The organism is Serratia quinivorans, from assembly GCF_052113645.1.
Taxonomy (GTDB): Bacteria; Pseudomonadota; Gammaproteobacteria; order Enterobacterales; family Enterobacteriaceae; genus Serratia; species Serratia quinivorans_B.
In genome coordinates this window covers 43,435-67,957 of record NZ_JBIEIU010000001.1, presented here as the reverse complement: position 1 = coordinate 67,957, position 24,523 = coordinate 43,435, and the positions used below count along the sequence as shown (strand labels likewise).

Here is a 24,523-nt window from a genome sequence, read left to right as displayed (position 1 = left end):
GGTCGGTTCCTTTAAATCCACGAGTGGCGTGCCGGAAAACGGCCGTTGAGGTAGTAATCGCCAATGGCGTGGTATTTCCAACGCACCGGATCGTGCAGGGTGTGGGTGCGGGCATTGCGCCAGTGGCGGTCGAGGCCATGCTCTGCCAGCGTGGCGCGGCTGCCGGACCACTCGAACAGTTTTTCACTGGCCAGCAGCGCCACCTCGGTGGTCAGCACCTTGGCTTCTGCCACCGCGATCGACGCCGCTGCCGCGCTTTCGGCGGTGATCGGTTGGCTGTCGACATCATCCAAGGTGCGTGCCGCCCGGCGCAGCAGGGCATTTGCCGCACACAGTTCGACGCTAAGCCGACCGACGTCGGCCAGAATGTAGGGATCGTCGGCGTTGCGTTCGACACCGGCATCCACCCAGGGACGAGAGCGCTCGCGAATAAACTGTGCGGCTTCATCCAGTGCGCCCTGGGCAATACCGGCATCGATAGCCGCCTGAATCAGCTGCGAGACCGCCCCCTGAATAGTGGGTTTTTCCGTCAGCGGCAGCAGTGGGATCACATTGTCGGGATCGACCGCCACGTCACGCAATCTTAGGGTGCCGCTGGCCGTGGTGCGTTGCCCCATGCCGGACCAATCGTCGACAATCTCCAGGCCGGTCGTTGGGCTTGCAAGCAGTGTCAGTACCGGCTGTTGCCGATCGTCGAGCGCCTTAACGGCGACGATCTGCGCGAACAGCGCGCCGGTAGAGTAAAACTTGTCGCCATTCAGGCGCAGGCCGTCGGGGGTTTGTTGCAGACGGGTGTGCGTATCCAGCGTGTGTTTGCTGTTTTTCTCCGGGCCACCGTTACCGATGCGTCGGCCGGCCAGCACCTCGCTGAAAATGCGCTGTTTCTGTGATTCGCCGGCGGCATCACGCAGCAGTTGGATCAGGCCGAAATGGTTTTGCGGAATTTGCCCCAGAGCCGGGTCAACGGCGGAGATCAGGCGAAAGACTTCCGCCACGGTGGCAAAAGACAAGCCTGGGCCGCCATATTGACGCGGGACAGAGATGCCCCCCAGGCCGGACTGGCTAAACAGTGCCAGCTCTTGCCGTGGGTATTGCCGTTGGCGGTCACGCAGCATGGCGTGGGGGGCCGCAGCCCTGGCCACCTGGCGTGCCGCGTCCAGTGCCTGGCGATCGTCCGTGATGTAGCGAACCGGCTGATCGGCAGGGGTAACGGTGGCCGCATCCGGTGCAGGCGAAACAGAAACAACCATAACGATGTCCTCAATACGGTAGACAGCAGTCAATAGCGCGCCGCATTGAGCGTAGCGCTATGAAATATAATTAAAATTTAACTCGGTTCTGCGGTGGGGTACGTTTCGATAATAATAATTTGCGCGCGGAAGTGTAAAGCGGTGGCTTATTATAAATAGTGCCTTGCTTAGCGATTAATTAGCTTAAGGAAATTTGCCGCCACTCCAGGGCGACAGCCCTTGCCGGCTGGGCGGCGCAAGGCCTTTGGACCCTCATGAAGAATATAAGCAGCTATGGAACCCGGGGTAGCCTGTTAGCCAGCGAAAATAACGGCAATTACCGAGGCGAAATATACGCCGGCTGATATTTCCCCGGTTAATAGCGGATCACTTTCCAAAATATAAACTCGATTTCGGCCGCTCATGGGGCAGGGTTGATTGTTTTTTGTTCTCCCTCAGCAGGGGGGCTGGCGTTACTATCTTCCGTTGTCAGAAATTGATCATAAATACCCACTTTTCGGTAAAGCATTTGGCGCTACATACCCTTAACATTACCAAGTCTTTTGATGATTATAATTAGCATGCTGCGAATCATTCACCGCAGTGATATTACGGAGAAATCCGTTTGGTTAAGGGTATATATTCACCATGGAAATTAAAATAAACGGCCGGATGGTCGCACTGGGGGCAATTTCACCCGAAACGCCTCTGCTCTACGTATTACGTAACGATCTGGGCCTCAATGGCCCAAAATATGGCTGCGGTCTGGGGGAGTGCGGTGCCTGCACGGTGCTGATCGACGGCGTAGCCGCCCGTTCCTGTTCCATCCCACTCAGCGGCGCCCTCAATAAGTCCATTACCACGCTCGAAGGCCTTGGCGAGGCGGGGCAACTGCACCCGGTTCAACAAGGTTTTATCGATGAGCAGGCTGCGCAGTGCGGTTATTGCACCAACGGCATGATCATGACCCTGGTGGCCCTGTTCGAGCGTGATCCGCAGGCTGACGAGCAAGCGATCAAAAACGAACTGGCCTATAACCTGTGCCGTTGCGGTACCCATATCGAGATCTTGCGTGCGGCCGCCAAAGCCCGCCAGTTGCTGGCGGAAAGGGGGCAGGCATGAGCCGTCTGGAAATCACCCGCCGCCGCCTGTTGCAGGCCGGTGGCCTGGTTATGGTCAGCAGTTTGCTGCCCGTTTCACTGAACGCCCTGGCCGCCGCCCCGGCGATCGCCGGCAATCTGCCGCTGGATCGCGTGGACAGCTTTATCGGCCTGACCGCCGACGGCCGGGTCACCGCCTTTAACGGCCATGTGGATCTCGGTACCGGCATTCGCACGGCGCTGGCGCAGATTGTCGCCGATGAAATCAGCGTGCCTTTCGACCATGTCACGGTGATTTTGGGCGATACCCAACGCACGCCGGATCAGGGGCCGACCATCGCCAGCGCCACCATCCAGGTCACCTCGATACCGCTGCGCCAGGCCGCCGCACAGGTGCGGCAATTGCTGCTGGCGCTGGCCGCCAAGGCCTTTGCATTACCGGTGGAGCGACTGCAGGCTGAAAATGGCCGGGTGTTTGCAATCAATCAGCCGAATGTCAGCTTGAGTTACGGCGATCTGGCCCGCGGACAAAATTTACAGGTGGCGCTGGATAAAACCATCGAACTGAAAAGCGTGGCGGAGAGCCGCTACGTCGGCAAAGCGGTGCCACGGGTGGATATCCCGGCCAAGGTCACGGGTCAGTTAACCTATGTGCACGACCTGCGGCTGCCGGGCATGCTGCATGGCAGGGTGGTGCGGCCGCCTTATATCGGGGCGGACAGCAGTGCGCCTCTGGGCAGCGGTTTGCTGTCGGTAGACCGGGACTCCATCGCCCATCTGCCCGGCATTGTCAAACTGGTGGTGATTAACGATTTTATCGGCATCGTCGCCGAGCGCGAAGAACAGGCCATCGAAGCCATGCGGCAACTGAAAACCGTGTGGCGTCCCTGGTCCGGTCTGCCGGATCTTTCGCTTAACGGGCTGCATACGGCATTGGCGGACAACCCCAAAACCGACCGCGTGCTGCGTGACGATGCCGGGGTAGATGCCGCACTGGCCTCGCTGCATACCCAGGTCAATGCCGATTACGTCTGGCCTTACCATCAACACGCGTCGATCGGCCCGTCCTGCGCGGTAGCCGATGTTGGCCGCGATCACGCGGAAATCTGGTCCGGAACGCAAAATCCTCACGATCTGCGCAAAGACATCGCCCACTTGCTCGACCGGCAACCGGAACAGGTGCATATCAACCGCATGGAAGCCTCCGGTTGCTATGGCCGCAACTGCGCCGATGACGTGTCGGCCGACGCTGCGCTGTTGTCGCAGGCCACCGGCAAGCCGGTCAGGGTGCAGTTGATGCGTGAGCAGGAGTCGGGTTGGGAACCCAAAGGCACCGGGCAACTGATGCGAGTGCGCGGTGGGCTGGACGAGCACCACCAGGTGGCGGCATACGAACTGAAAACCAGTTATCCCTCCAATAACGCGGTGACACTGTCACTGGTTTTGGCCGGCAAGGTGCCGAACCGGGCCGACGTGCAGCAGATGGGCGACAGAACCGCCATTCCGCAGTATGAATATCCCAACATGCGGGTGATTTGTCAGGACGCCGCACCGATTGTGCGCGCTTCGTGGATGCGTGGGGTTTCGGCGTTGCCTAACGTGTTCGCCCACGAATCCTGGATTGATGAACTGGCATGGCGTGCCGGGCAGGATCCGATAGCTTTTCGTCTGCAATATTTGAAAGATCCGCGCGCCGTGGCGTTGATCCAGGCGCTGAAAAAGCAGGCTGATTGGCAGGATGGCCCGGCGCATCGTCGCCCGGTATCCGGCGACCCGGTATGGGTGAAGGGACGCGGCTTTGCCTATGCGCGTTATTTTCACAGCAAATTCCCCGGATTTGGCGCGGCCTGGGCCGCCTGGGTGTGCGATCTCAGCGTCAATCGCCACAGCGGCCAGATCAAGCTCGATAAAATCTTCGTTGCCCATGACTGTGGCCGCATCATCAACCCGGCCGGGGTTCGCCATCAGGTGCATGGCAATATCATTCAGTCCGCCAGCCGGGTGCTGAAGGAGTTCGTCACCTTTGACGCCACGGCGGTGACGTCGCTGGACTGGGGCGGTTACCCGATCCTGCGCTTTGACGAGTTGCCGCAGGTGGATATCCAACTGCTGGACTACCCGGATGAGCCGTCGATGGGCGCAGGGGAATCCGCTTCGGTGCCGAGTGCGGCGGCGATCGCCAATGCGTTGTTCGATGCACTGGGCGTGCGTCTGCGAGAAGTGCCATTCACCCCTGAACGGGTGTTGCAGGCGTTAAAACAACCGGCTTCCGGCAAGGCAGAAAGGGATAAGTCATTATGAGCAGCATAAAGAAAGTCGCCGGTTGGGGCGGCCTGGCGGCAGTCGCCGTGGTAGTGGCCGGGGCGATAGCCAGTTGGCAGCCGGAAATTGCGCCGCGAGATGAAAAGGAGTCCCACGTTTTCAGTCAGCAACAGATCGCCCACGGCAAGATGCTGGCCGATCTGGGCGACTGTGCGGTATGTCATACCCGTCCGGGCGGTGTACGCAACACCGGGGGGCTGGCGATGGAGATCCCGTTCGGCACCATTTACAGCACCAATATTACGCCGGATAACGAAACCGGCATTGGCAAATGGTCCTATGCCGCCTTTGAGCGAGCAATGCGCCATGGGGTTGATCGTGAAGGGCATTATCTCTATCCGGCCTTCCCATATACGGCATTTACCCGCACCAGCGATGAAGATTTGCAGGCGTTGTACGCCTATCTGATGTCGCAACCGGCGGTGAACTATCAGCCGCCGGTCACTGCGCTGAGTTTTCCGTTTAACATTCGCCAGGGCATTGTTACCTGGAACTGGCTGTTCCTGACGCCGGGCGCGATGAAGGCCGATCCGGCACAAAGCGCCGAGTGGAACCGGGGGGCCTATCTGACCGAAGGTCTCGGACACTGCAGTGCCTGTCACTCGCCGCGTAATCTTATGTTTGGCGAGAAAGGCGGGGCTGCGCACCTGACCGGCGGCGTAGCGGAAGACTGGACTGCCCCGTCGTTAACCGGCAGCTCTTTGGCTCCGCTGGCGTGGAAACGCGAGGATTTGCTCAGCTTTATGCGCACGGGCTATTCGGCGAATCACGGCGTGGCGGCAGGGCCAATGGCACCGGTGATCGAGGAGGGGCTTTCGCGGTTGCCGGAGCAAGACTTGCAGGCCATCGCCACCTATCTGCGCTCTTATCATCCGGCGGAGCCGAAGGTGGCGCAAGCCAGGCGCCTGAATCAGTGGGCCGAGTTGCACACGGAGCCGCTAACCACGGAAGGAGCACGCATTTTCTCCGGTGCCTGCATGGCGTGCCATGCGCAGGAAAAGGGCGCGCAGATGGCTGGGGTCAGGCCTTCACTGGCGTTGAACACCAATCTGTATGCCGATACGCCGGACAACGCCATTCGGGTGATACTGGACGGCATTCAGCAACCGGCCAATGTCAATCTGGGGTATATGCCGGCATTTCGTCATAACCTGAATGATCGGCAGATTGCCGAGTTGCTTAATTACCTGCGACACAGCTATGCGGGGAAAGCCCCGTGGCCCGATCTGCAAGCGCAGGTCAGTCGCTTGCGAGCCCAAACGGCGGAGAAATAGTTCTGGAGAGAGGGGCCGCAACGGCCCCTTTATCGTCAGTAACGCACAGTTCATTCCAGTAGCTGAAACGAATGCTCTGTTTCAGGCGGTCATTCCACACGTATCCTGCCATCGTTAATCCCTCCCGTGTCGGGTTAAATAAATAACAGCTCTTCCCAGCCAGGGCGAATACGTTAATTCGCTTAGCTTTTGATATTTTTGGGATAGCCTTTTGGCTTATGATTCGCAGATAAATGGGGTTTGAGGGGCGTTTCACGGTGGAAAAATTGAATTTGGATCAGCTGAACACTTTTGTGCAGGTGGTCAGGCAAGGGAGTTTTTCTGCGGCGGGTGACGTGTTGGGGCTAACCCAACCTGCCGTTAGCCTGCAAATCCGTCAACTGGAGCAGCGCCTGCAGGTTCGGCTGTTGGAACGGGTGGCCAAACGTGTGCGGCCGACCTCGTCCGGTGAAGTGTTGCTCGAGCACGTCGGTCGTATCAATACGGCGGTGGATGATGCGCTGCGTGCCATGGCTGACCATGCGCAGGAGATTGCCGGGGCGATCACGGTGGGCACTGGCGCAACGGCCTGTATTCATTTGCTGCCACCGCTGCTGCGTGAATTGAAACAGGCTTACCCGCTCTTGAACATCGGCGTGCGTACCGGCAACACCGACGACATGGTGAAAGCGGTGGAGGAAAACCGGCTCGATATCGCCCTGGTGACCTTACCGGCCAGCGGCCGCAATCTGCAGTTAACCCCGCTGTTGCAGGACGAATTCGTGGCTATTTTCCCTGCTGAGGATCCGAATGCGCCCACGCTGTTCACCCCGCAGACGTTGGGCGCGTTGCCCTGGGTCGCCTTTGAGGCCGGCAGCAGCACCCGCAGATTGATTGACGCCTGGTTCCTCAGCGCCGGGGTGAAAGCCACGCCGGTGATGGAATTGGGCAGCATTGAAGCGATCAAAGAGATGGTGGCCGCCGGGCTGGGGTACAGCATTGTCCCACGCATGGCGTTGTCCGGCGCCAGGGGGAACCCGCTGACGCCGACGCTTGAACGCACGTTGGCCATGGCGTTGCGTCAGGATAAACCGCTCAACCGGGCGTTGCAGAAGGTGATTGCCGGGCTGAACGGGTTTAAAAAATAACCCGGCGAGTTACCGACTATCTCCCCAGCGCACCGTTTTCCCCGCCCGCATCAGCCGCCAGCCAAAGTTCATGCCAGCCGCCGCCAACAAGATGGCAGCGGCACCCAACAGTTGCATCAGACTCAGGCGGTGACCGAATACCGCCCAGTCGACGATAATCGCCACCACCGGGTAAATGAACGACAAGGCCCCGACCAGGGCGGTGGGGATTTTCTGGATCGCGCTGTACAACAGCGAGGACATCAGCCCGGTATGTACCAGCCCAATAGTCGCCAGCAGCAGCCAGGTATCGGAGGTTGACGGCAGATCGGCCCGCCCGGCGAAAGGGGCCAGCAGAACGACACCGACGCTGAGCTGAATCAGCACAATCAGGTGCGGTGGCACACCTTGCAAACGTTTAACGATCGCCGCCGCGAGCGCGTACATAAAGGCGGCCCCCAGCGCCAGCAACACGCCGGTGAGATAATCGGCACTGGCATCGCCCGTATTTTGTTTGCCGGTAATGATCAGCAGCATGCCGCCGAAGGCCAGCAACAGCCAGCCAAACTTGTTTAGCGTCATTTTTTCACCGAAAAACAGCATTCCCAGCCCAACCAGCATAAACGGCTGAACGTGGTAGGTGACGGTGGCCACCGCAATCGAGGCGTAGGAGTAAGCGCCGAACAGCAGCACCCAGTTCAGCACCAGCGCGACGCCACCCAGCACCGCCATAACCGCATCACGGCGGGTTAACATCCCTTTTTTCAGCAGGCCAAGCAGGGCGCAGGCGATCAACATCGCTAACGCACCAAACGCACAGCGCCAGAAAACCACCGTGGTTGGCGGTTGTCCCAGCATCACCACCGGCCAGCCCACGGTACCGGAAATGATCATGGCGAGGGTCATCTGTAACACGCCGCCGGTTTTTACCTTCATTTGCCTTCCCCCTGATTGCGCTCAGCGCTTGCCGCCGTCTGCGGTTACCATTAAAATGAACAACTGAACATTATGATGAACAGCTCGCCGCTGTTCGTCAAGTCGAACAAATGAACGATATGGTGAACAATGAGCGACAATGCCAGCAGTAATGCCACGCCCATCGGCCTGCTTTCGGCCGCCATTCGCCGCGAACGCGAGCGGTTGGGACTCTCTGTTACCGAACTGGCCCGCCGGGCCGGCATCGCAAAATCGACGCTTTCGCAACTGGAAACCGGCAGCGGCAACCCCAGCCTGGAAACCTTGTGGGCGTTGGCGATGGCGCTGGATGTGCCGGTCAGTCGGTTAATCTCCCAGCCGCGTCAGCACGTTCAGGTGATCCGCGCCCATGAGGGGGTGACCACCGTTTCCGAGCAGGCCAACTATGCCGCCACCTTGCTGGCGACCTGTCCGCCGGGGGCGCAGCGCGATATTTACCGCCTGTCTGTTCAACCCGGTGAAGCGCGAATTTCCCGCCCACACATGCCGGGTACCATTGAACATGTAATTATCAGCAGCGGCCGGGCACGGGTTGGGCCGACGGACCAGCAGGTAGAGTTGAGTGCGGGGGACTACATCAGTTACTCCGCCGATCGGGAGCATATTTTCGACGCTCTGGAGAGGGATACCACGGCGGTCATGTTGATCGAGCAAGGTTAGAGAGGGATTGCCCTGCGGCGTCGGCATTTTATTGTAAATAATTCTCAATTGTATTAGTGTGCCGCTGTTGCACCGGTGGCCACTGCGCCATCAATGTCACTGTTATCGTTTAAAAAACTTCAAGGATCGAAGATGAAAATTGCTATCCCTTCTCTTATGTTGGTCGCCGGACTGACGGCGACGCAGCCGGCTACGCTGCTGGCCGCCGTCGCCCCCGCAGCCGCGGCTCAGGATGCCGCCGTCAGCAATGATTACAGCTTTGTGCGCTACCGGGCAGACTACCAGGTCCGTGCCAATGCCAGTAACACCAAGACTGAAAGCTACGAAGTTCTGCTCAAAACCAAGGCGGCGGTAGAACAATTCAGCCAGATCCGCCTGAGCTACAGCGAAAAAATGGAAACGCTGGAGGTGGTCTCCGCCTATACGTTGACTGCCGATGGCAAGCGCCACGACGTCGCACCCGATCGCATTTATACCCAGGAAAGCTACTCCAGTGCCTCGGCGCCCCTGTATGCCGATCGCAAGGTGCGGGTGATTGTGTTCTCCAACCTGGCCCCCGGTTCTCGCGTGGTGTATCAGGTAGTTCGCACGCAAAATACTCCGTACTTCCCGGACTACTTCGGCCTGTGGGAGACCTTTAGCGTCTTTGACCAATTTGATGATGCCGAGGTCAATTTACAAGCACCGGCCAATTTGCCGATGCAGGTCTTTATCCGGGGAGTGGAGGGCGGTGACAAGCCGCAGATCCGCGACGGTCAGGCGCACTGGCGCTGGCATTACCAACGCAGCGAACCGCTGAAGGCGCAAAACTGGTCGGCCAACAGTTGGACCTTCAGCCCAACCATTATGGCCAGCACCTATCGCGAATGGCCGCAGTTGGCCAAAGCCTATCAACGTAAAGCCAACCAGGCGGCGAAAGTGACTCCGGCGATCCAGGCGTTGGCGGATAAAATTACCGCCGGCATCAGCGACCGCCGTGAGCAGACGGCGGCGATTTATCGCTGGGTCGCGCAGAATATTCGTTACGTGGCCGTCTATTTGGGCAACGGCGGGTTGGAGCCGAATTCGGCGCAGAGCATTCTGGATAACCATTATGGCGACTGCAAGGATCATGTGGTGGTGCTCGAGGCGCTGTTAGCCGCCAAGGGTATCGTCAGCTCACCGGTGCTGATCGGCATGGATCAAGGGCCGCTATTGCCGAAGGTGCCGCTGCTGGGCCGCTTTAACCATGCAATTACCTACGTACCCGAGTTCAAACTGTATCTGGATTCGACCAATCCCTGGGCGCGTTTTGGCCAACTGCCGGGGGCGGATCTCGGGGCGCCGGTGCTGCTGACGCGCGAAGCGAAATTGGCGCGTACTCCGGACAACGACGAACAGCGCAACAATACCTCCCTCAGCGTGGACTTCTTCTTCGACAAATCGGGCAATATGCGCGGGCAAACCGAACGCAAACTGGGAGAGGTGGACGAGATCGACCTGAGAGGCTATTTCTCGCAGATCAATCAGCAAAACCGAGCGCGGATCGAAGAAAACATTATGGCGTCCTCAGGGATTGATGGCCGTGGGCAAATCGCGATGCACGGCGATGCGTTCAATCTCAAACAGCCGTTCGCCTACAGCTACCGCTTCAAAGCCGAGGATTATGTCGATTTTGGCGTGGTGGGCGGGATGACGGTACCGACGCCGCCTGGCGGCAAGTCCTTCCGCTCGCTTTACTCGACGACGTCGGCACTAACTAACGAAACCCCGTTCTTCTGCACCGCGCAGCAGTATGACGAAACCTACCGTCTGCACTTGCCCGCCGGTGTGCCGATTATTGCCATTCCAAAGAACCAGCAGTTCAGCAATGCGGCCGGTAAATACCAGGTTGAATGGCAGCTCGAAGGGCAACAGGTGATCGTCAAGCATCAGCTGCAGATGAATGCGGTGCGCGGCAAGGACGCGCTCTGCCAGGCGCAGGATTACCCGGCCTTCCGGGCCTTGTTCCAGCAGGTGCGTCGCGGCTTCCGTGGGCAGGTGGTGTATGGCGAGTTGGCGAATGCCGGTATTGCGCCTGCCGGTGCCACCCGCTAGCAATAAAGCAGAAAAGACCAACCGGGCGTACCTTTGACCAAGGCGCCCGGTTTTTTTGGGCTATTAAGGGGCCAGGGCATCCGCGCTGAGGGTGACGCGCAGCGTGCCGGTAAAATGACCGGCGGCCTTGCTCAGCTTGGCGAACGGCATGACGTCCAGTGTCAGCGGGGTCGGGGTGCAGACCACCGGGAATGAAATGCCGGGCAGCACCACCGGGCGAATCAGCGCGGTATTGACGCCGGTCAGGGTGATGGCCTGGCCGTTGTTGACCTTTTGCGGCTGGTTGTTGTAATTGAGGGTGACGCGGTAATCGATGCGATCGGCAGTGGCGGTGGCACTGCTGCCGTCGCGGCTGACCGAGAACACATCCGCCGCGCGGCCGGCAATGGTATGCAGATCGGAAAATGCCACTTTCAGCCAGGGGCTGTTGCTGTTGTAGCCGTCGTACAGGCACATGTCGATATTGGCCTGGCCGGAGACCTGGCCGCCGGGGGCGCTGGAAAGGGGCGTGGTGCGCAGGTTGAGATCGACGCGCGGCGTGGCGCTGCCAAAGGCCGGTAAGTAAATCGCGCCGTTGTATTTATCGGTGACGTTCAGGGTGATATCGGCGGAGAAGGTGGCGACTTTGTTAATCGGGCCGACATCCAGAACCCAATCCTGTTGGCTGAGCACCAATTTTGCCTGCCAACTGCCGCCGGTAGGGATTTTGGCCAGTTCAGACTGAGGGAGCCAGAGTGTTAGGGCTAATCCAACCTCAGTAGCACCATCCTTGCATCCTTTATAAGCACCACTCCAAAAAGGATTTTTGCCCAGGTAGCCAGCTCCCCAGCAATTAGAGCCGTTAACTTGCCGTTCACTAAACCCCAGTAATTTTATATCCACCGACAAGTGGGAACGTTTTTCCGTAAAACGCAATATCAGAGCTGACGGCACAGGACCCGACGCCACCCATACCCATGTCCCTACAGGTGTACAGGCACCATTTGTCGTATCGGTGGCAGAGAGGCACTGCCAGACACCATTGCGCCAATCCCAATCTCCATACTTTCTATTTGAATCATTATATCCGCCAGAAGTTCGGTTCCAGATATAACTGTCCGCCGGTGGCGTGCTCTTGTCATAGTTCAGGGTGATTACCTGATGGTTGTCCGCCGGCGGGATGATCAGTGCTTGTACAGGCAGGCTGACCGCTACCATCAACAGCGGCAACAGGCTGCGGCGCAATAATTTTTTCAACGTCCTTTCTAACATCGCATTCATGGTGTTTTTCCGTCCTGTGGTTAGCGTTTGGCGGTCGCCAGCAGTTTCATCACCCGCGGCGTCATCAGCAGCGACTGCGGCAGCCCCTCGGCACCGGCCGCCGTGCAGCGTGTTTCGCCAACGATTTGCAAAATGTCCCTGACCGTTTTGACCCGCAGCGGGCAGCGCATCAGTTGCCCGTCGCTCAACAGCCACAGCGCCGGCACCTTCTGTTTGGCCTGCAAAGTAAAGCCGCCGTCGGCCCCCAGCGCCGGTAACGCCTGATTGAGCACCTGCGCATTGGCCAACGGTCGGCCGGTTGGCCCCAGTGCCCGGCCGATATACACCCAGGTGATATTGGCGCTGACTTCTCGCACCAGTAACCGGCCCGGCGGCAAGAAGTAATTACTTTCGCCGGCGCCGCCGTTCACGTTGGCGACCCCGCCGCCGGAGGTGCCGGTGATGTCCCGCACCGCCACGTTCGACAGTTGATAGCCTTCCAGCGGCAGCAGGGTGCTTTGGCCAAAGCCCAGCGTCAGCGGACGGCCACTGCCGCCGTTCACCTGCGCGGCCGCGCCGTCTTCCTCTGCCGGTGCCACGCGCACCACCAGTCCGGCGGACGGTTCACCGCCGCCATTACCGCCCCAGAACAGACCATCGGCAGACACCGCCAGCGCCGAGGAATACCCGCCAGTCAGCGCACTGCGGCTGCCACCGCCACGGCGTTGGCTGTCGCTCAAGGTGCCGGTCAGGTCGCCATAGCGCCCGTTGGCCCGGCCACCGACGCTGCCGCTGTAACTCTCGTCGTTGTAGCCGGCGAAGTTGAGGGCCAGTTCGCGGTAGGTATCCTGCTGCCACATGCGGGTATGGTTAAGGTTGTAACTGGTCTGCGACCGGCCACCACCGTTGCGCCAGTCCACACCGATGTTGCTGTAGCTGTCGCTGCCGCCGGCGGTGGCCGCATTGTCGGCCCGCGACAGGGTGAAGCCGAGATAAACACCGTTGTCGGTGGTCTGCCCGTTGCGGTTGCGAAAGCCCCCCAGCCGGGTGCTGACGGTGGTGCCGCCCCAGTTGAAGGCGCGCGATAATCCCAGTTGCCAGGCACGGTTGCGCTGGTTGTCGGAACGCAGGGTTTGCGCGGGCACCAGGCCGTCTGCCGACATCGGGCGTTGGTAGCTGCGCCCGGTGTTTTGGGTGTCGCTGTATCCCAGCGTGGCGCTCCATCCGGCAATCGGCACAGAAAACGAGCCGTTGAGCGAGGTATAACACCCCATGTCATTGTTGCGGTTGGCGTCGGCCTGGCCACAGTCGGCACCGCCGATGTGGAAGCGGTACAGGCTGGCGGAAAAGCCGTCGACGAAGCTCAGTTGCTGGCTGTCACCGCGGGTGCCATCGTTGCCAGCCAGCCCACTGGCCGCCAGGGTGAGTACGCCGAAACTGAAGGCATGTTGGGCATCCAGCCGGGTTTCGTTATAGGCGGTGCCTTGCGTTTTGGCCACGCCGCTGGTCAGTTGCAGGTTGCGCCACAGCGCTAACTGCACCCCGGCTGCGCCGGTGCTTTGCGAGGAAGAGGGTTGCGAGGCCACGTTTTCCCTGGAGGCCTTACCGCCCTGAAAAAACCACTGCCAGCGGTCGCTGAAGGTGCTGCCGCCCTTGCTGAACGGCTGGCTTTCGCTGCGTTGCAGCACGCCGTCTTCATATACCCGCAGCTCCAGCGGGTAGCTGCCGGGCGGAAAGCTGTCGCTGTTCAGGTTGTGCATGCCCGGCGCAAAATACTGGCTGCCCAGCAACTGGGTGCCGCGATAGATATCCACCCGGGCATTGCGGTTGACCTGAACCATCACCGGGGTAGCGTCACGGCTGATGCTATTGTTGACGTAGGCCTCGGTGGTGCCGAGTCGCAGACCGTCAAAGCGGGTCAGCGGCAGCAGGGTAAAGGAGAAGTTGCCGCCCAGCGGGCTGGAGAGGTTGCGCTGGTCCATGCGGCCCGCCTGCAGGTAGTAGCGGTTGCCCATGTCCTGGCGCGCATACAGATTGTCGAACCACAAGCGGCTGACGCTGGCGTCCCGCACCCGGTTCCAGGTATAGGCCCAGTTGCCGCCCAGGAAACGGCGTTCGCCCAGCCCCAGCGCACCGGTGCCGTTCAACGCCAGATTCTGGCTGTCCTTGTCGCCGCTGTAGTTGGCGGTCTGACGATGGATAAAGGCGTTCTTCGCTGCCGGGGTTGGGGTCAGCCAGCGTTGGTCTTGTTTCAGGCTGGCCAGCCAGGCCGGCTTCATAAATAACAGCACCGCCCCCAGACTTTCATCCAGAATGGCGGCCACGCTGTCGGTGGCGACATAGCCGCACCCCGGTGTCACGCTGCCGTTGCAGGCAAGGTTGCCATGGCGCGCCAGCGGCTGGCTCAGGGCTTGCAGCACCTGCTGTTTTTGTTGTTCAGGCAGCGTTTCCAGGCCGGCGGCGGCCAACAGCGTCTGCGGTTCTTCAAAGGTGAGGGTGTCGGGTTTGACTTCGACGACAAACAGCCCGAGCGAACGGCCCGGCAGCCGGACTTCCAGCCGTTCCGTTTGCCCCAGCAGCAGTGATTCGAATCCCGGCGGTACCTGCGACGTAGCCGCAGCCTGGCAGGCCACCAACAGGGCCAGATACAGTGGGTGGTAGCGGGTGTTCATGGCGATCAGTTCCCTTGGTCAAACCGGGGTCATCCAGACCCGGGAAAAGGGCGCACCTCAGTGCGCCCTCAGAGTGCTGACAAAGTCATTTGCGGTTAAAAGCCCTGCTACGGGGCTAATAAAAACAAAGAATTATGTCCTCTGGTTTACCCAAACCCCCGAAAATCCCATTTTTCGGGGGTTTGCCATCAGGCTAAGGGCGCACCTAACGTGCGCCCTGCAGGCTTGTTATGGCGTGACAGCAGCGGTAGCGGTATTCAGCACCAGGCTGACCACACCCTGGTAGCTGCCGGACTCGGTGATGACGCCCGGCGTGGTTTGCGAAATCACCAGGTCAAAGGGCACGGAGCCGGAATCCAGACGCCCGTTCGGGAACAGTTCTGTCGGCTGAAGGGTGGAGTCTTTGGTCACTGCGGTGGTCAGGGTTTTGCCGTTGTAGCTGACGCTCAGCGGGATAGCCACCGCCGTCGGCTTGGTGTTGGACGCCAGCACCGGCGCGGTCAACAGACGCATTTCAACCTGTTTGGTTGCATCGTTGGTGAAGATTTTGGTGCTGATGCGTTGTTTTTGCAGACCGACGCCAGGCAGGTAGGTCATTTTCAGGCTGGAAGGCAGCGCGGTGCCGTCGCTTTGCAGCAGTTCGACCATCGGGTCGATATCTGCCGTGATGGTGATGTCTTTCTGTACCGCCATGGCAGACAGGGAGAACAGGGTGGCCAGAGCTACTGGTGTAAATGCATACAACTTTTTCATACAACATCCTTATTATTTCATGGTTTTTGGGTTGAGGCTCCGGCCGGCAGATCCGCCGTCACCGGAGTGGCAGCGCCGTCGCGATATTCCACGCGAACCACGCCACCTGACATCCCGGCGGGCAGCACCAGGGCTTCACCGGGATAGACACTGCGGTCAATCTGCTGCCAGCGACACGCCGGCGTACAGTGACCCACTTTCAAAATACCCAGGCGCACGTTGCCCTGGTTGAGTAATTCTTTGCCGTCGGCGCTGCGCGCCATTTTCGGCTGGATGACCGCAGGCAGCAGGCGGATCAGCACGCCCCACACCAGGTTGACGTTCACCTGCGCGTTTTGCGCTTTATCGTCGTCGTCGTTCAACGAGGCCACCGGTTCGAAATAGACTCGCCAGGCTTCTTCCTGCTGCGGCGTTGCCAGGCTGATCAGTCGCACCGTGCGGGTGGCGCCGGCCGGCAAGGCAAACTTGTCCGGTGACACCACCAGCCCCTGTTGGCTGGCGGCATCCACTTCGGTTTCGCGTGGGGTGGCGGGGTTGAGAATGCGTTTGACGCCGACGCGGACGTATTGGGTCTGCGGCGATTTGGACAGTACCTGCAACGTGGTGGCCTCCTGGCCGGCACCGATATCCTTGCTGATCGGGTAGACCGTCAGATTGGCCAGGCTACCGGTACTGACCAGTATCAGGGAGACCGTCAGCGCGACGAGTTTGCAGCGGGGGAACCCCGCGAGGCGGTTGAGTTTTGACATGTCTGCACACTCCCTGTGATGCATGAAAGGTCTAAAAAAGGCCCGGTTTGCGGCCGGTAATAACGCAACATTTTGAGCCAAAGTGTCACTATACTAAGATTGTGCTGATAAAATCGTCAATATTTTTTTAAAGATATCGCCTTATATAATTTTTATTATTAAATATCAGTTAATTATAATATCCTGCATAAAAACGATCTCGCCAGCATATTTCACTATCTTGTTTATCGTCACATGACTCCGTTGAACTCCCCCTCAGATCTCTAGTTTATTCTGCTGAAAAATGGCCATCCATGGCCAGTTATCAGCAATATCTCACGCCATTATCTGTCTATTTAGGCATAAATACACGATGTAACACTTTGGCTCAAAAATGTTACATTATCCTCGAACCAAAGTGCCTTGAATCGTCCTGCATTACTGGCCGTATACAGCACAGTATGCTGGATGTTGCGATGACCGAGATAATCCTGAATCAGTCGTGTATCCGCCCCTTTATCCGCCAGCGCGTAACCGCAAGCATGCCTTAACATATGCGGATGTACCGCAATCGCCAGACCCGCACGTTCACCCAATTGCTTCAATATCCGGTAGATGCGTGAACGGGATAATCTTCCGCCCTTGTGTGACAAAAACAGCCAGTCGTAAGCGGCTGCCCCCGGGTAGCTTTGCCTGCGTTCCAGCCAGCGTGTCAGTAACTCCCGCTCCGTGGGATGCAGGGGTTGCACGGTGGACAGCCCGTTTTTGAGGCGGCGGACATACAGGCTGCCTGCCGCCATATCCAGATCCGCCAGGCGCAGGCCGGTCAGTTCGCTGACCCGACAACCGTGGACAAAACACATCCACAGCAGGCAGGTGTTGCGTTCCGGATCGAGGCTGTCGCCCGCGGCGGTGAGCATGCGTTCGATCTCCGCGCGCGTCAGGTGCTTGCGCTCATTTTTCTTCATCGTGACTCCTGTTGGTGGGGTAAAAAAGCAAAGCGGCCCGTTAATGGGCCGGCAGGAGAGTATAAGAAATGAAGGCGTCACGTGCCGGGAATTAGGAATAAACTGTGTGACTGACCAGGAATTGGCTGATTTGGGCGCGCCAATAAAACCAACGCTGCCTGCGCCGCCAAGCCACTTACAGAAACCGGGCAAGCCTCTGACCAAGGCGCCCGGTTTTTTTTGGTTATTTCTTCACCACCAGTCCGACACCACGGCCACGTGGATCGGCGGCGGTTTCCGGCGTATCGCCATTGACGCGGATCGCCTGTATATCCCCCATGAACCAGCCTTGATCCTCCAGTGTGTATCCCATGGCTTTTAACTGTTCGGCCACTTTGCCGGTCAGTGGGGCAAAACTGTCGTAGAAAATGGTGTCTTTCGGCAGTAACTGGTGATGAACGCGCTGGGCGGCCACCGCTTTGTCCAGCGGCAACTGGTAGTCATAGAGATTGTTGATCACCTGGAAAATCGAGGTGAAAATGCGAGAACCGCCGGGGGTACCGATCACCAGGCTAACGTTGCCGTCACGGGTGATAATGGTCGGGCTCATGGATGAAAGCATGCGTTTGCCCGGCTCAATGGCGTTGGCGTCGCTACCGACCACGCCGAAGGCATTGGCCACGCCCGGTTTGGCGCTGAAGTCGTCCATTTCGTCATTCAGCAGGAAGCCGGCGCCTTTCACCACCACGCCGCTGCCGAAGTCCCAGTTCAGCGTGTAGGTGTTGCTGACGGCGTTGCCTTGGGCATCCACAATCGAGAAATGGGTGGTTTGATGGGGTTCCAGCCCCGGACGCACTTTTTCGGTCGGTGAAATGGCGGTGGGGTTGATTTCCGCCGCGCGTTTTTGCAGATAATCCGGGGCGACCAACTGATCTACCGGCACTTTGGCGAAGTCCGGATCGCCGAGGTAGTCGGCGCGATCGGCAAAGACGCGTTTCTCAATCTCCGACAGTAAGTGGATATAGCGTGCGGAGTTCAGCTCCACGCCTTTGAAATCGGCGGCACGATCCTCTTTGATGCCCAGCAGCTGTGCCAGCGCGATGCCGCCGGAGCTGGGCAGCGGGGCGGTGTAAAGGGTGTTGCCGCGCCAGACGATCTTCATCGGTTCACGCCATTTCACCCGGTAATCGGTCAGATCCGCCGGGGTGATTAACCCGCCATCGCGCTGCATCTGTGCCACCAGTAGTTTGGCCGTTTCCCCCTGATAGAAATCATCCGCGCCTTTGTCGGCGATGCGCTCCAGCGTTTTGGCCAGTTCCGGCTGTTTAAACACCGCACCGGGTTTCATGCTGCCGAAGTAATCGCCGAAGTTGGTTTTATCGGCGAACAGTTTGTTGGCGTCCTCACGGTACTGATATTGCTGGCCGGCCACCTTAAAGCCCTGTTGCGCGTAACCGATAGCCGGGGTCAGCAACTCTGCCCAGGGCAATTTGCCGAAGCGTTTGTGCGCTTCCCACAGCCCGAGCACCGTGCCGGGTACGCCGGCGGCCTTGGTTCCCACCAGGCTGAGGTTCTCGATAACGTCGCCTTTTTCGTTCAGGTACATGGTTTTGCTGGCGGCTTTAGGGGCGATCTCACGGTAGTCGAGGAAGTAGGGTTTACCCTCGATGTACAGCGTCATAAAACCGCCGCCGCCGATATTACCGGCCTCCGGGTAGGTCACCGCCAGCGTAAAGGCGGTCGCTACCGCAGCATCGACGGCATTGCCGCCGGCCTGCAAGATTTGTGCGGCCACTTTGGCACTGTATTGATCCGGCGCCGCCACGGCCCCGGCGTTCAGATTAGCGGCGAATGCCGCAGGGCTGAGGGTGGCCAGCGCCACGCTGAGTGCTAATGTTTTCAATATACCGGAATGCATAGCCTTTCCTTTTCGAATTGAACGATGACAGGTGAATTCAATCTCAACAACCACTTAGCGCCATTGTTTAACGCTGTCAGGCGCTTGATTGAAAGTAGCACCGCTCAATCCGTCGCGCTTTATCCGGCGTTTGGAAGCGTGAGGTGGAACGTTAAATCTCCGACGGTAATGGGGGTTAGTAATCACTAACAAAAATGCGGGGGACGCGGGGTGTTCTCGCTATCAGGATGAATAAGCCACGCTCAGTGGGGGGCTTGCACGCTTTGTTCCGTTAGAGGCTGCAATCCCCCCAGGCAGTAGGTTATCGATTAGCTCAGTGGGGAGAACCTTTGCTAAGTGCGCGTTCTATTTTGGCTGCTATGTATCGTCATTTATCTTCAAAACATACTTCTTCCAGAAGTGGCTGGAAAGGAAGGCATAAATCGACGTGCATAGGAGGGAGGCAACACAGGCTTTAATCAAGGAGATGGGAAAGTTAAACTCTCTGAGATGCGTCAGCAAATAAACGGCAAAAGCGATTCCTGCGACTAATCTTAATCTTTTGAACCTTTCCGGCTTCATAGCTAAACCTTTTATTCTCAGGAGGAGCGATGTCAATCTATCCTCAGATGGCTGACAAGTCCGCGTAACTGCCAAGCCGATAATTTATCATATTTAAGGTCAGCCCATCATTCCTATTCTCCTGCAAGCCTGGTCTTTAATCGTGGGGAGGGGCAACGTCATGACAACAGAGCAGGGCCGGTTGCGGCCCTGCTGGGTAAAGTGGATCAGTAAGTGTGGAAGTAATCCTGAATGACCTGAGGATTATGGGTTTTGGTCAGCGACAGCATCAGCAGAATGCGTGCCTTGGCCGGGTTGAGTGAATCCGACACCAGGCCAGGCTGTCCGCTGTCTTCGGGGACAATGCCGCTGCCGGTGCGGCTGGCGCGCACCACCAACACACCGGCTTTCTCCGCTTTTTTGATCCCGGCCGAGCTGCGCACCGAAACCGAACCGGCACCGGTGCCCGCATAAACAATGCCATCCACCTTGTGCTGAATGGCCGCGTCGTACATGTATTCAGGATCGTCCTGATAGCCATAGATAATGTCGACTTTCGGCAATGCGTTGACGTCGCGAACGTCAAACACCGAACGGCTGGTGTGGATCTTGTCTACCCGGGTTTCAAAGTAGGGCTTGCCGCCGACGATCACGCCCAGATAGCCTTCTTCCGGCGCTTTGAAGGTATCCAGCGTGGTGGCGTTGGTTTTGGTGCTAAAGCGGGCAGAGCCGATGCGGTCGTTGAGCACCACCATCACGCCGCGCCCCACAGACTGTTTGTCGGCAGCCACGGTGACCGCATCCAGCAGGTTCATCGGGCCGTCAGCGCTGATGGCGGTGGCCGGGCGCATGGCGGCGGTAAACACCACCGGTTTATTGCTTTTTACCGTCAGGTTGAGAAAGTACGGGGATTCATCCAGCGTATCGGTGCCGTGCGTGATCACCACGCCGTCCACGTCACTGCGTGCCAGCAGTTCATTGACCCGCTTGGACAGTTTAAGCAGTATTTCGCTGGTCATGTTTTCGCTGCCGATATTGGCAATCTGCTCGCCGTCTACGCGGGCGACTTTCTGCATTTCCGGCACCGCCGCAATCAGCGTTTCCACACCCAGTGCCCCAGCCTTATAACCGGTGGTTTGCGTGTTGCTGGCCGCAGAGCCGGCGATGGTGCCCCCGGTGGCCAAAATTACGATGTGGGGTAAGTCCCCGGCGGCGCTCGCCACACCGGCAAAGCTGAAGGTGAAACAGATCAACGCCACTCTAATTGTTTGAAACATAAGCTACCCCTGATTAACAAGCCAAACTGGCAGGAGTAGCCAAAGCAAAAAGGGTGCCAGTCAGGCCAGGGGCGGTAGCAGGGCGAAAAGGGCCGCCGTGGCGGCGAGTGACGCTCATTGCGGGAGCGCACCGCACCAAAATAGATCTTCTTTCAGCGCTGTGGCCCCAGCCCGTGGCTTAACAGCGCAATGGCGTGACGGGCGATGACCTCGGCGCTCTGCGGGCTGTGGGGATTATTGTGGTCGCGGTGCCATTTCGGTGCGGTGGCCAGCGGCAACAGGGTCATGCCGAACAGGGTGATAAACAGCAGCGAAGGCTCCAGATCGGCATGCAGTTTGCCTTCCTTCTGCCAGCGAATAATCGACGTCAGGGCCGTTTTGCGCTGTGCATCGCCAAAACGCTCGTCCATCCGCTGTTTCAGTATGCCGTTGTCGCTCATCACTTCCCGCAGCCACAGGGGGGCGAACCAGGGATGAGCGGTAGAAAGATCGATAAACCGCTGGGCCAGTTGGGTGAAGGCGGCGACAGGATCGTCCGTATTGGCGTCAAAAACGTTGCCGGCAGCGAGCCGTACCGGCAGGAAACGCTCGTCGATCAACACGTCCAGCAGCTGTTCCCGGTTGTGAAAGTAGTAGTGCAGCATGGCGGGGGTGACCCCGGCCTCACGGGCGATGGCGTTCAGTGAAGTATCGGCAATGCCTTGACGGGCAAACAAATTAAGCGCCGTGTCCAGCAGGTGCTCGCGTTTTTCTGTGCCTTTGGCGGCGCCGCTTGGCCGACCTGGGCGGCGTGGGGTTTGAACGTTTTGTGCTGTCATCGCGGTGAGATCCATTGACCGGAGAAAAGAATAACTCATATATTAATTACTCGATTAATTAATTACAAGTGAGCTCAGCTAAATGGGTATGAGTCATCTGGCAAGCAACGAAGAAAGCGGCAGGGCGTCCGACCAGGCACCTTCGATCCGTTTGTTGTTCTCCGCGCTGCTGCTGGTCATGCTGCTGGCGGCGCTCGACCAAACTATTGTCTCCACCGCGTTACCGACCATCGTTGGCGAATTCGGCGGCCTGGAGAACCTGTCGTGGGTCGTGACCGCCTATTTGTTGGCATCGACAATTGTGGTGCCGCTGTATGGCAAGTTTGGCGATCTGTTCGGCCGTAAAATCGTGTTGCAGATCGCCATTGTGGTGTTCCTGCTCGGCTCGGTGCTGTGCGGGTTGGCGCAAAATATGACCCAGCTTATCCTGATGCGTGCGTTACAGGGGCTGGGCGGTGGCGGGTTGTTGGTCGTCACCATGGCGGTGGTGGGCGATGTGATCCCACCGGCCGAACGTGGGCGTTACCAGGGGCTGTTTGGCGGAGTCTTTGGCCTGGCGACGGTGGTTGGCCCGCTGATCGGCGGGCTGCTGGTGCAACACTTCTCCTGGCGCTGGATTTTCTATATCAACCTGCCGCTGGGGATTTTTGCCCTGTTGGTGATTGGTGCGGTGTTCCAATCCAGGGTCAATCGGGTTAAGCATGAAATCGATTTTCTGGGGGCAAGCTATCTTGCCGCCGCGCTGACCTGCATCATCCTGTTTACCAGCCAGGGCGGCACGGTAATGGCCTGGTCGGACGGGCAACTGTGGTGCATTTTGGCCTTTGGCTTGGTGTCTTTGGGCGGTTTTATCTATGAGGAACGGCTGGCGAGCGAGCCGATCATTCCGCTCGGGTTATTCCGCAACCGCACCTTTGTGTTATGCGCGCTGATCGGTTTTATCGTGGGGATGTCGCTGTTCGGTTCGGTGACTTTCCTGCCGCTGTATTTGCAAGTGGTGAAGGACTCCACGCCGACCCAGGCCGGGATGCAATTGCTGCCGCTGATGGGGGGGATCATGATCAGTTCGATAGTCAGCGGCCGGTTAATCAGTAAACGCGGCAAATATCGCATCTTCCCGATTATCGGTACCCTGTGCGCCCTGGCCGGAATGGTGTTGCTGGGGACGCTGAACAATTCAACCCCGGTGCATTTGCTGTATCTCTACATCAGCCTGCTGGGGTTGGGATTGGGTATGGTGATGCAGGTGATGATCCTGGCGGCGCAAAACAGCGTCGAACCCAAACACATGGGGGTTGCCACCTCGAGCGCCACGCTGTTCCGTTCGATCGGCGGCTCCATCGGCGTGGCGGTGTTTGGCGCGATTTTCACCAATGTGCTGCACAGCCGTTTGGCCAGTCTGCTGCCTGAGGGCACGGAACTGCCGCGTTCACTGGGGGCGGCGGCAGTGCACCAACTGCCGGTGACGCTACAGAAGGATTATTTGCAGGCCTTTGGCGGCGCGATCCACTCGGTGTACCAAATTGCCGCCGGGGTGATGGCATTGGCCTTTGCGTTGACCTGGCTATTGAAAGACGTTCCCCTACGCAAGAAATAAGTCACCCTCCGGTGCGTACAGCGCGTGCGCACCGGCTCCCTTCATGCTCAGCGATGCAATTTTACTGAATCCTTACATAACCCTGTCAGACTAAAAACAGCGTTTTCTATATATTGAGAATAAACGTTCTCAATAGGATAGAAAGTCGATGCAAAGGAAAAGAGTTTTACTGGTCAGCCTGTCGTTGTTGCTGGCCGCCTGTGATGGCCAAAGCGGCGGCGCACCTGCCGGTGCAGGCGGGCTACAAGAGGTTGGCGTGGCGACGCTGCAGGCACAACCGGTAACGCTAAGCAGCGATTTGACCGGCCGGGTGAACGCCACCATGACCTCTGATGTGCGGCCACAGGTGGACGGTATCATCAAAAAACGCCTGTTTACCGAAGGTGCCGAGGTCAAGGCCGGGCAGGTGTTGTATCAAATCGATCCCGCCACCTATCAGGCCAGCTACGATCAGGCCGCCGCCCAGTTGAAAAGCGCTCAGGCTACGGTGAAATCCAGCCGCCTGAAGGCGCAGCGCTATGCCGCACTGGTGAAAGAGAATGGCGTCTCCAAACAGGATGCGGATGACGCGATGGCGACCTATCTGGAAGCGGTTGCCGCGGTCGCACAGTATCAGGCCGCGCTGGAAACCACCAAAATCAATCTCGAATATACCCAGGTGCGTGCGCCGATCTCCGGCCGTATCGGCATTTCCTCGGTGACTCCGGGCGCGCTGGTGACCGCCAGCCAGACCGATGCCCTGGCGACCATTCGCGCGCTCGATCCGATTTATGTCGATCTCACGCAGTCCAGCAGCCAATTGCTCAAGCTGCGTAAACAGCAGGCTTCACTGCAACATGACGATGTCACACCGGTCGCCATCAAGCTTGAGGACGGCACGCCCTATAGCCACCCTGGCAAACTGGAGCTGACGGAAGTGGCGGTGGACGAGTCTACCGGCTCCGTCACCCTGCGCGCCGTGTTCCCCAATCCCGAGCATCAATTACTGCCCGGCATGTATGTTCACGCCAGCGTAGACAATGGCGTCGATCCCAAAGGTATTTTGGCCCCCCAACAGGGGATCACCCGCAATGCCAAGGGCGAGGCGACCGCACTGGTGGTCAATGCACAAAACAAGGTGGAGCAGCGGACGGTCATCACCGAGCAGGTTATCGGCAGCAATTGGCTGGTCAGCAAGGGCCTGAATGAGGGCGACCGCCTGATTGTCGAAGGCACCAATAAGGTGGCTGCCGGCGTTGAGGTCAAAGCGGTTGAGGTGAAAAAACCGACGGCTAACGGTGGGGAGCAGTAAC

18 protein-coding genes are annotated in these 24,523 nt (G+C 58.6%); 8 read left to right on the top strand and 10 right to left on the bottom strand.

The window, feature by feature from the left end; translation table 11 throughout:
• Positions 1-11: 11 nt before the first annotated feature.
• Entirely contained in the window at positions 12-1,250 is a 1,239-nt protein-coding gene (locus tag ACGS9J_RS00260; RefSeq protein WP_442229117.1) for an SfnB family sulfur acquisition oxidoreductase, read from the bottom strand.
• 627 nt (positions 1,251-1,877) lie between these two features.
• On the opposite strand from ACGS9J_RS00260, the gene ACGS9J_RS00255 reads away from it, so the two are divergent.
• From ACGS9J_RS00255 to ACGS9J_RS00240, 4 genes are all read left to right on the top strand, one after another.
• Complete coding sequence (locus ACGS9J_RS00255) at positions 1,878-2,351, top strand: (2Fe-2S)-binding protein (RefSeq protein ID WP_442229116.1); 474 nt, start codon at positions 1,878-1,880, stop codon at positions 2,349-2,351.
• Positions 2,348-4,630 (top strand): molybdopterin cofactor-binding domain-containing protein, encoded by a 2,283-nt coding sequence (locus ACGS9J_RS00250; protein WP_442229115.1) that lies wholly within the window; start codon positions 2,348-2,350, stop codon positions 4,628-4,630. The genes ACGS9J_RS00255 and ACGS9J_RS00250 overlap by 4 nt, the downstream gene beginning before the upstream one ends.
• Positions 4,627-5,925: a c-type cytochrome gene (locus ACGS9J_RS00245; RefSeq protein WP_442229114.1), complete on the top strand. Its 1,299-nt coding sequence runs from the start codon at positions 4,627-4,629 to the stop codon at positions 5,923-5,925. The genes ACGS9J_RS00250 and ACGS9J_RS00245 overlap by 4 nt, the downstream gene beginning before the upstream one ends.
• A 233-nt stretch (positions 5,926-6,158) precedes the next feature.
• The gene (locus ACGS9J_RS00240; RefSeq protein ID WP_442229113.1) at positions 6,159-7,052 is read left to right on the top strand and encodes a LysR family transcriptional regulator; all 894 of its coding nucleotides are present in this window, start codon (positions 6,159-6,161) and stop codon (positions 7,050-7,052) included.
• Between the two features lie 9 nt (positions 7,053-7,061).
• Here the strand turns inward: ACGS9J_RS00240 and ACGS9J_RS00235 are convergent, their stop codons facing one another.
• Positions 7,062-7,967, bottom strand: coding sequence for a DMT family transporter (locus tag ACGS9J_RS00235; RefSeq protein ID WP_442229112.1), 906 nt, complete (start codon positions 7,965-7,967; stop codon positions 7,062-7,064).
• 129 nt (positions 7,968-8,096) lie between these two features.
• Here ACGS9J_RS00235 and ACGS9J_RS00230 point away from each other — a divergent pair, with 129 nt between their 5' ends.
• A complete protein-coding gene (locus ACGS9J_RS00230; protein WP_442229111.1) occupies positions 8,097-8,666 on the top strand; it encodes a helix-turn-helix domain-containing protein in 570 nt (189 codons plus the stop codon).
• 132 nt (positions 8,667-8,798) lie between these two features.
• Positions 8,799-10,742 carry a DUF3857 domain-containing protein gene (locus tag ACGS9J_RS00225; RefSeq protein ID WP_442229110.1) on the top strand — a complete coding sequence of 648 codons (1,944 nt, stop codon included), beginning with the start codon at positions 8,799-8,801 and terminating at the stop codon, positions 10,740-10,742.
• Positions 10,743-10,805: 63 nt separating this feature from the next.
• Here ACGS9J_RS00225 and ACGS9J_RS00220 read toward each other — a convergent pair whose 3' ends face one another.
• From ACGS9J_RS00220 to ACGS9J_RS00185, 8 genes are all read right to left on the bottom strand, one after another.
• On the bottom strand, positions 10,806-12,002 hold the full coding sequence (locus ACGS9J_RS00220) for a CfaE/CblD family pilus tip adhesin (RefSeq protein ID WP_442229109.1): 1,197 nt from the start codon (positions 12,000-12,002) through the stop codon (positions 10,806-10,808).
• Positions 12,003-12,022: 20 nt separating this feature from the next.
• The gene (locus tag ACGS9J_RS00215) at positions 12,023-14,653 is read right to left on the bottom strand and encodes a TcfC E-set like domain-containing protein (RefSeq protein WP_442229108.1); all 2,631 of its coding nucleotides are present in this window, start codon (positions 14,651-14,653) and stop codon (positions 12,023-12,025) included.
• A gap of 228 nt (positions 14,654-14,881) precedes the next feature.
• Complete coding sequence (locus ACGS9J_RS00210; protein WP_442229107.1) at positions 14,882-15,406, bottom strand: CS1 type fimbrial major subunit; 525 nt, start codon at positions 15,404-15,406, stop codon at positions 14,882-14,884.
• Positions 15,407-15,423: 17 nt separating this feature from the next.
• On the bottom strand, positions 15,424-16,155 hold the full coding sequence (locus ACGS9J_RS00205; RefSeq protein WP_442229106.1) for a fimbrial protein: 732 nt from the start codon (positions 16,153-16,155) through the stop codon (positions 15,424-15,426).
• Positions 16,156-16,490: 335 nt separating this feature from the next.
• Complete coding sequence (locus ACGS9J_RS00200; RefSeq protein ID WP_442229105.1) at positions 16,491-17,102, bottom strand: tyrosine-type DNA invertase; 612 nt, start codon at positions 17,100-17,102, stop codon at positions 16,491-16,493.
• A gap of 223 nt (positions 17,103-17,325) precedes the next feature.
• Entirely contained in the window at positions 17,326-18,999 is a 1,674-nt protein-coding gene (ggt, locus tag ACGS9J_RS00195) for a gamma-glutamyltransferase (RefSeq protein ID WP_442229104.1), read from the bottom strand.
• A gap of 767 nt (positions 19,000-19,766) precedes the next feature.
• Positions 19,767-20,816 carry a type II asparaginase gene (locus tag ACGS9J_RS00190; protein WP_442229103.1) on the bottom strand — a complete coding sequence of 350 codons (1,050 nt, stop codon included), beginning with the start codon at positions 20,814-20,816 and terminating at the stop codon, positions 19,767-19,769.
• 152 nt (positions 20,817-20,968) lie between these two features.
• Positions 20,969-21,634 (bottom strand): TetR/AcrR family transcriptional regulator, encoded by a 666-nt coding sequence (locus ACGS9J_RS00185; RefSeq protein WP_442229102.1) that lies wholly within the window; start codon positions 21,632-21,634, stop codon positions 20,969-20,971.
• A gap of 82 nt (positions 21,635-21,716) precedes the next feature.
• Here ACGS9J_RS00185 and ACGS9J_RS00180 point away from each other — a divergent pair, with 82 nt between their 5' ends.
• Entirely contained in the window at positions 21,717-23,231 is a 1,515-nt protein-coding gene (locus ACGS9J_RS00180; protein WP_442229101.1) for an MDR family MFS transporter, read from the top strand.
• A gap of 148 nt (positions 23,232-23,379) precedes the next feature.
• Positions 23,380-24,522, top strand: a complete 1,143-nt coding sequence (locus tag ACGS9J_RS00175; RefSeq protein ID WP_442229100.1) for an efflux RND transporter periplasmic adaptor subunit — start codon at positions 23,380-23,382, stop codon at positions 24,520-24,522.
• Position 24,523 lies beyond the last annotated feature (1 nt).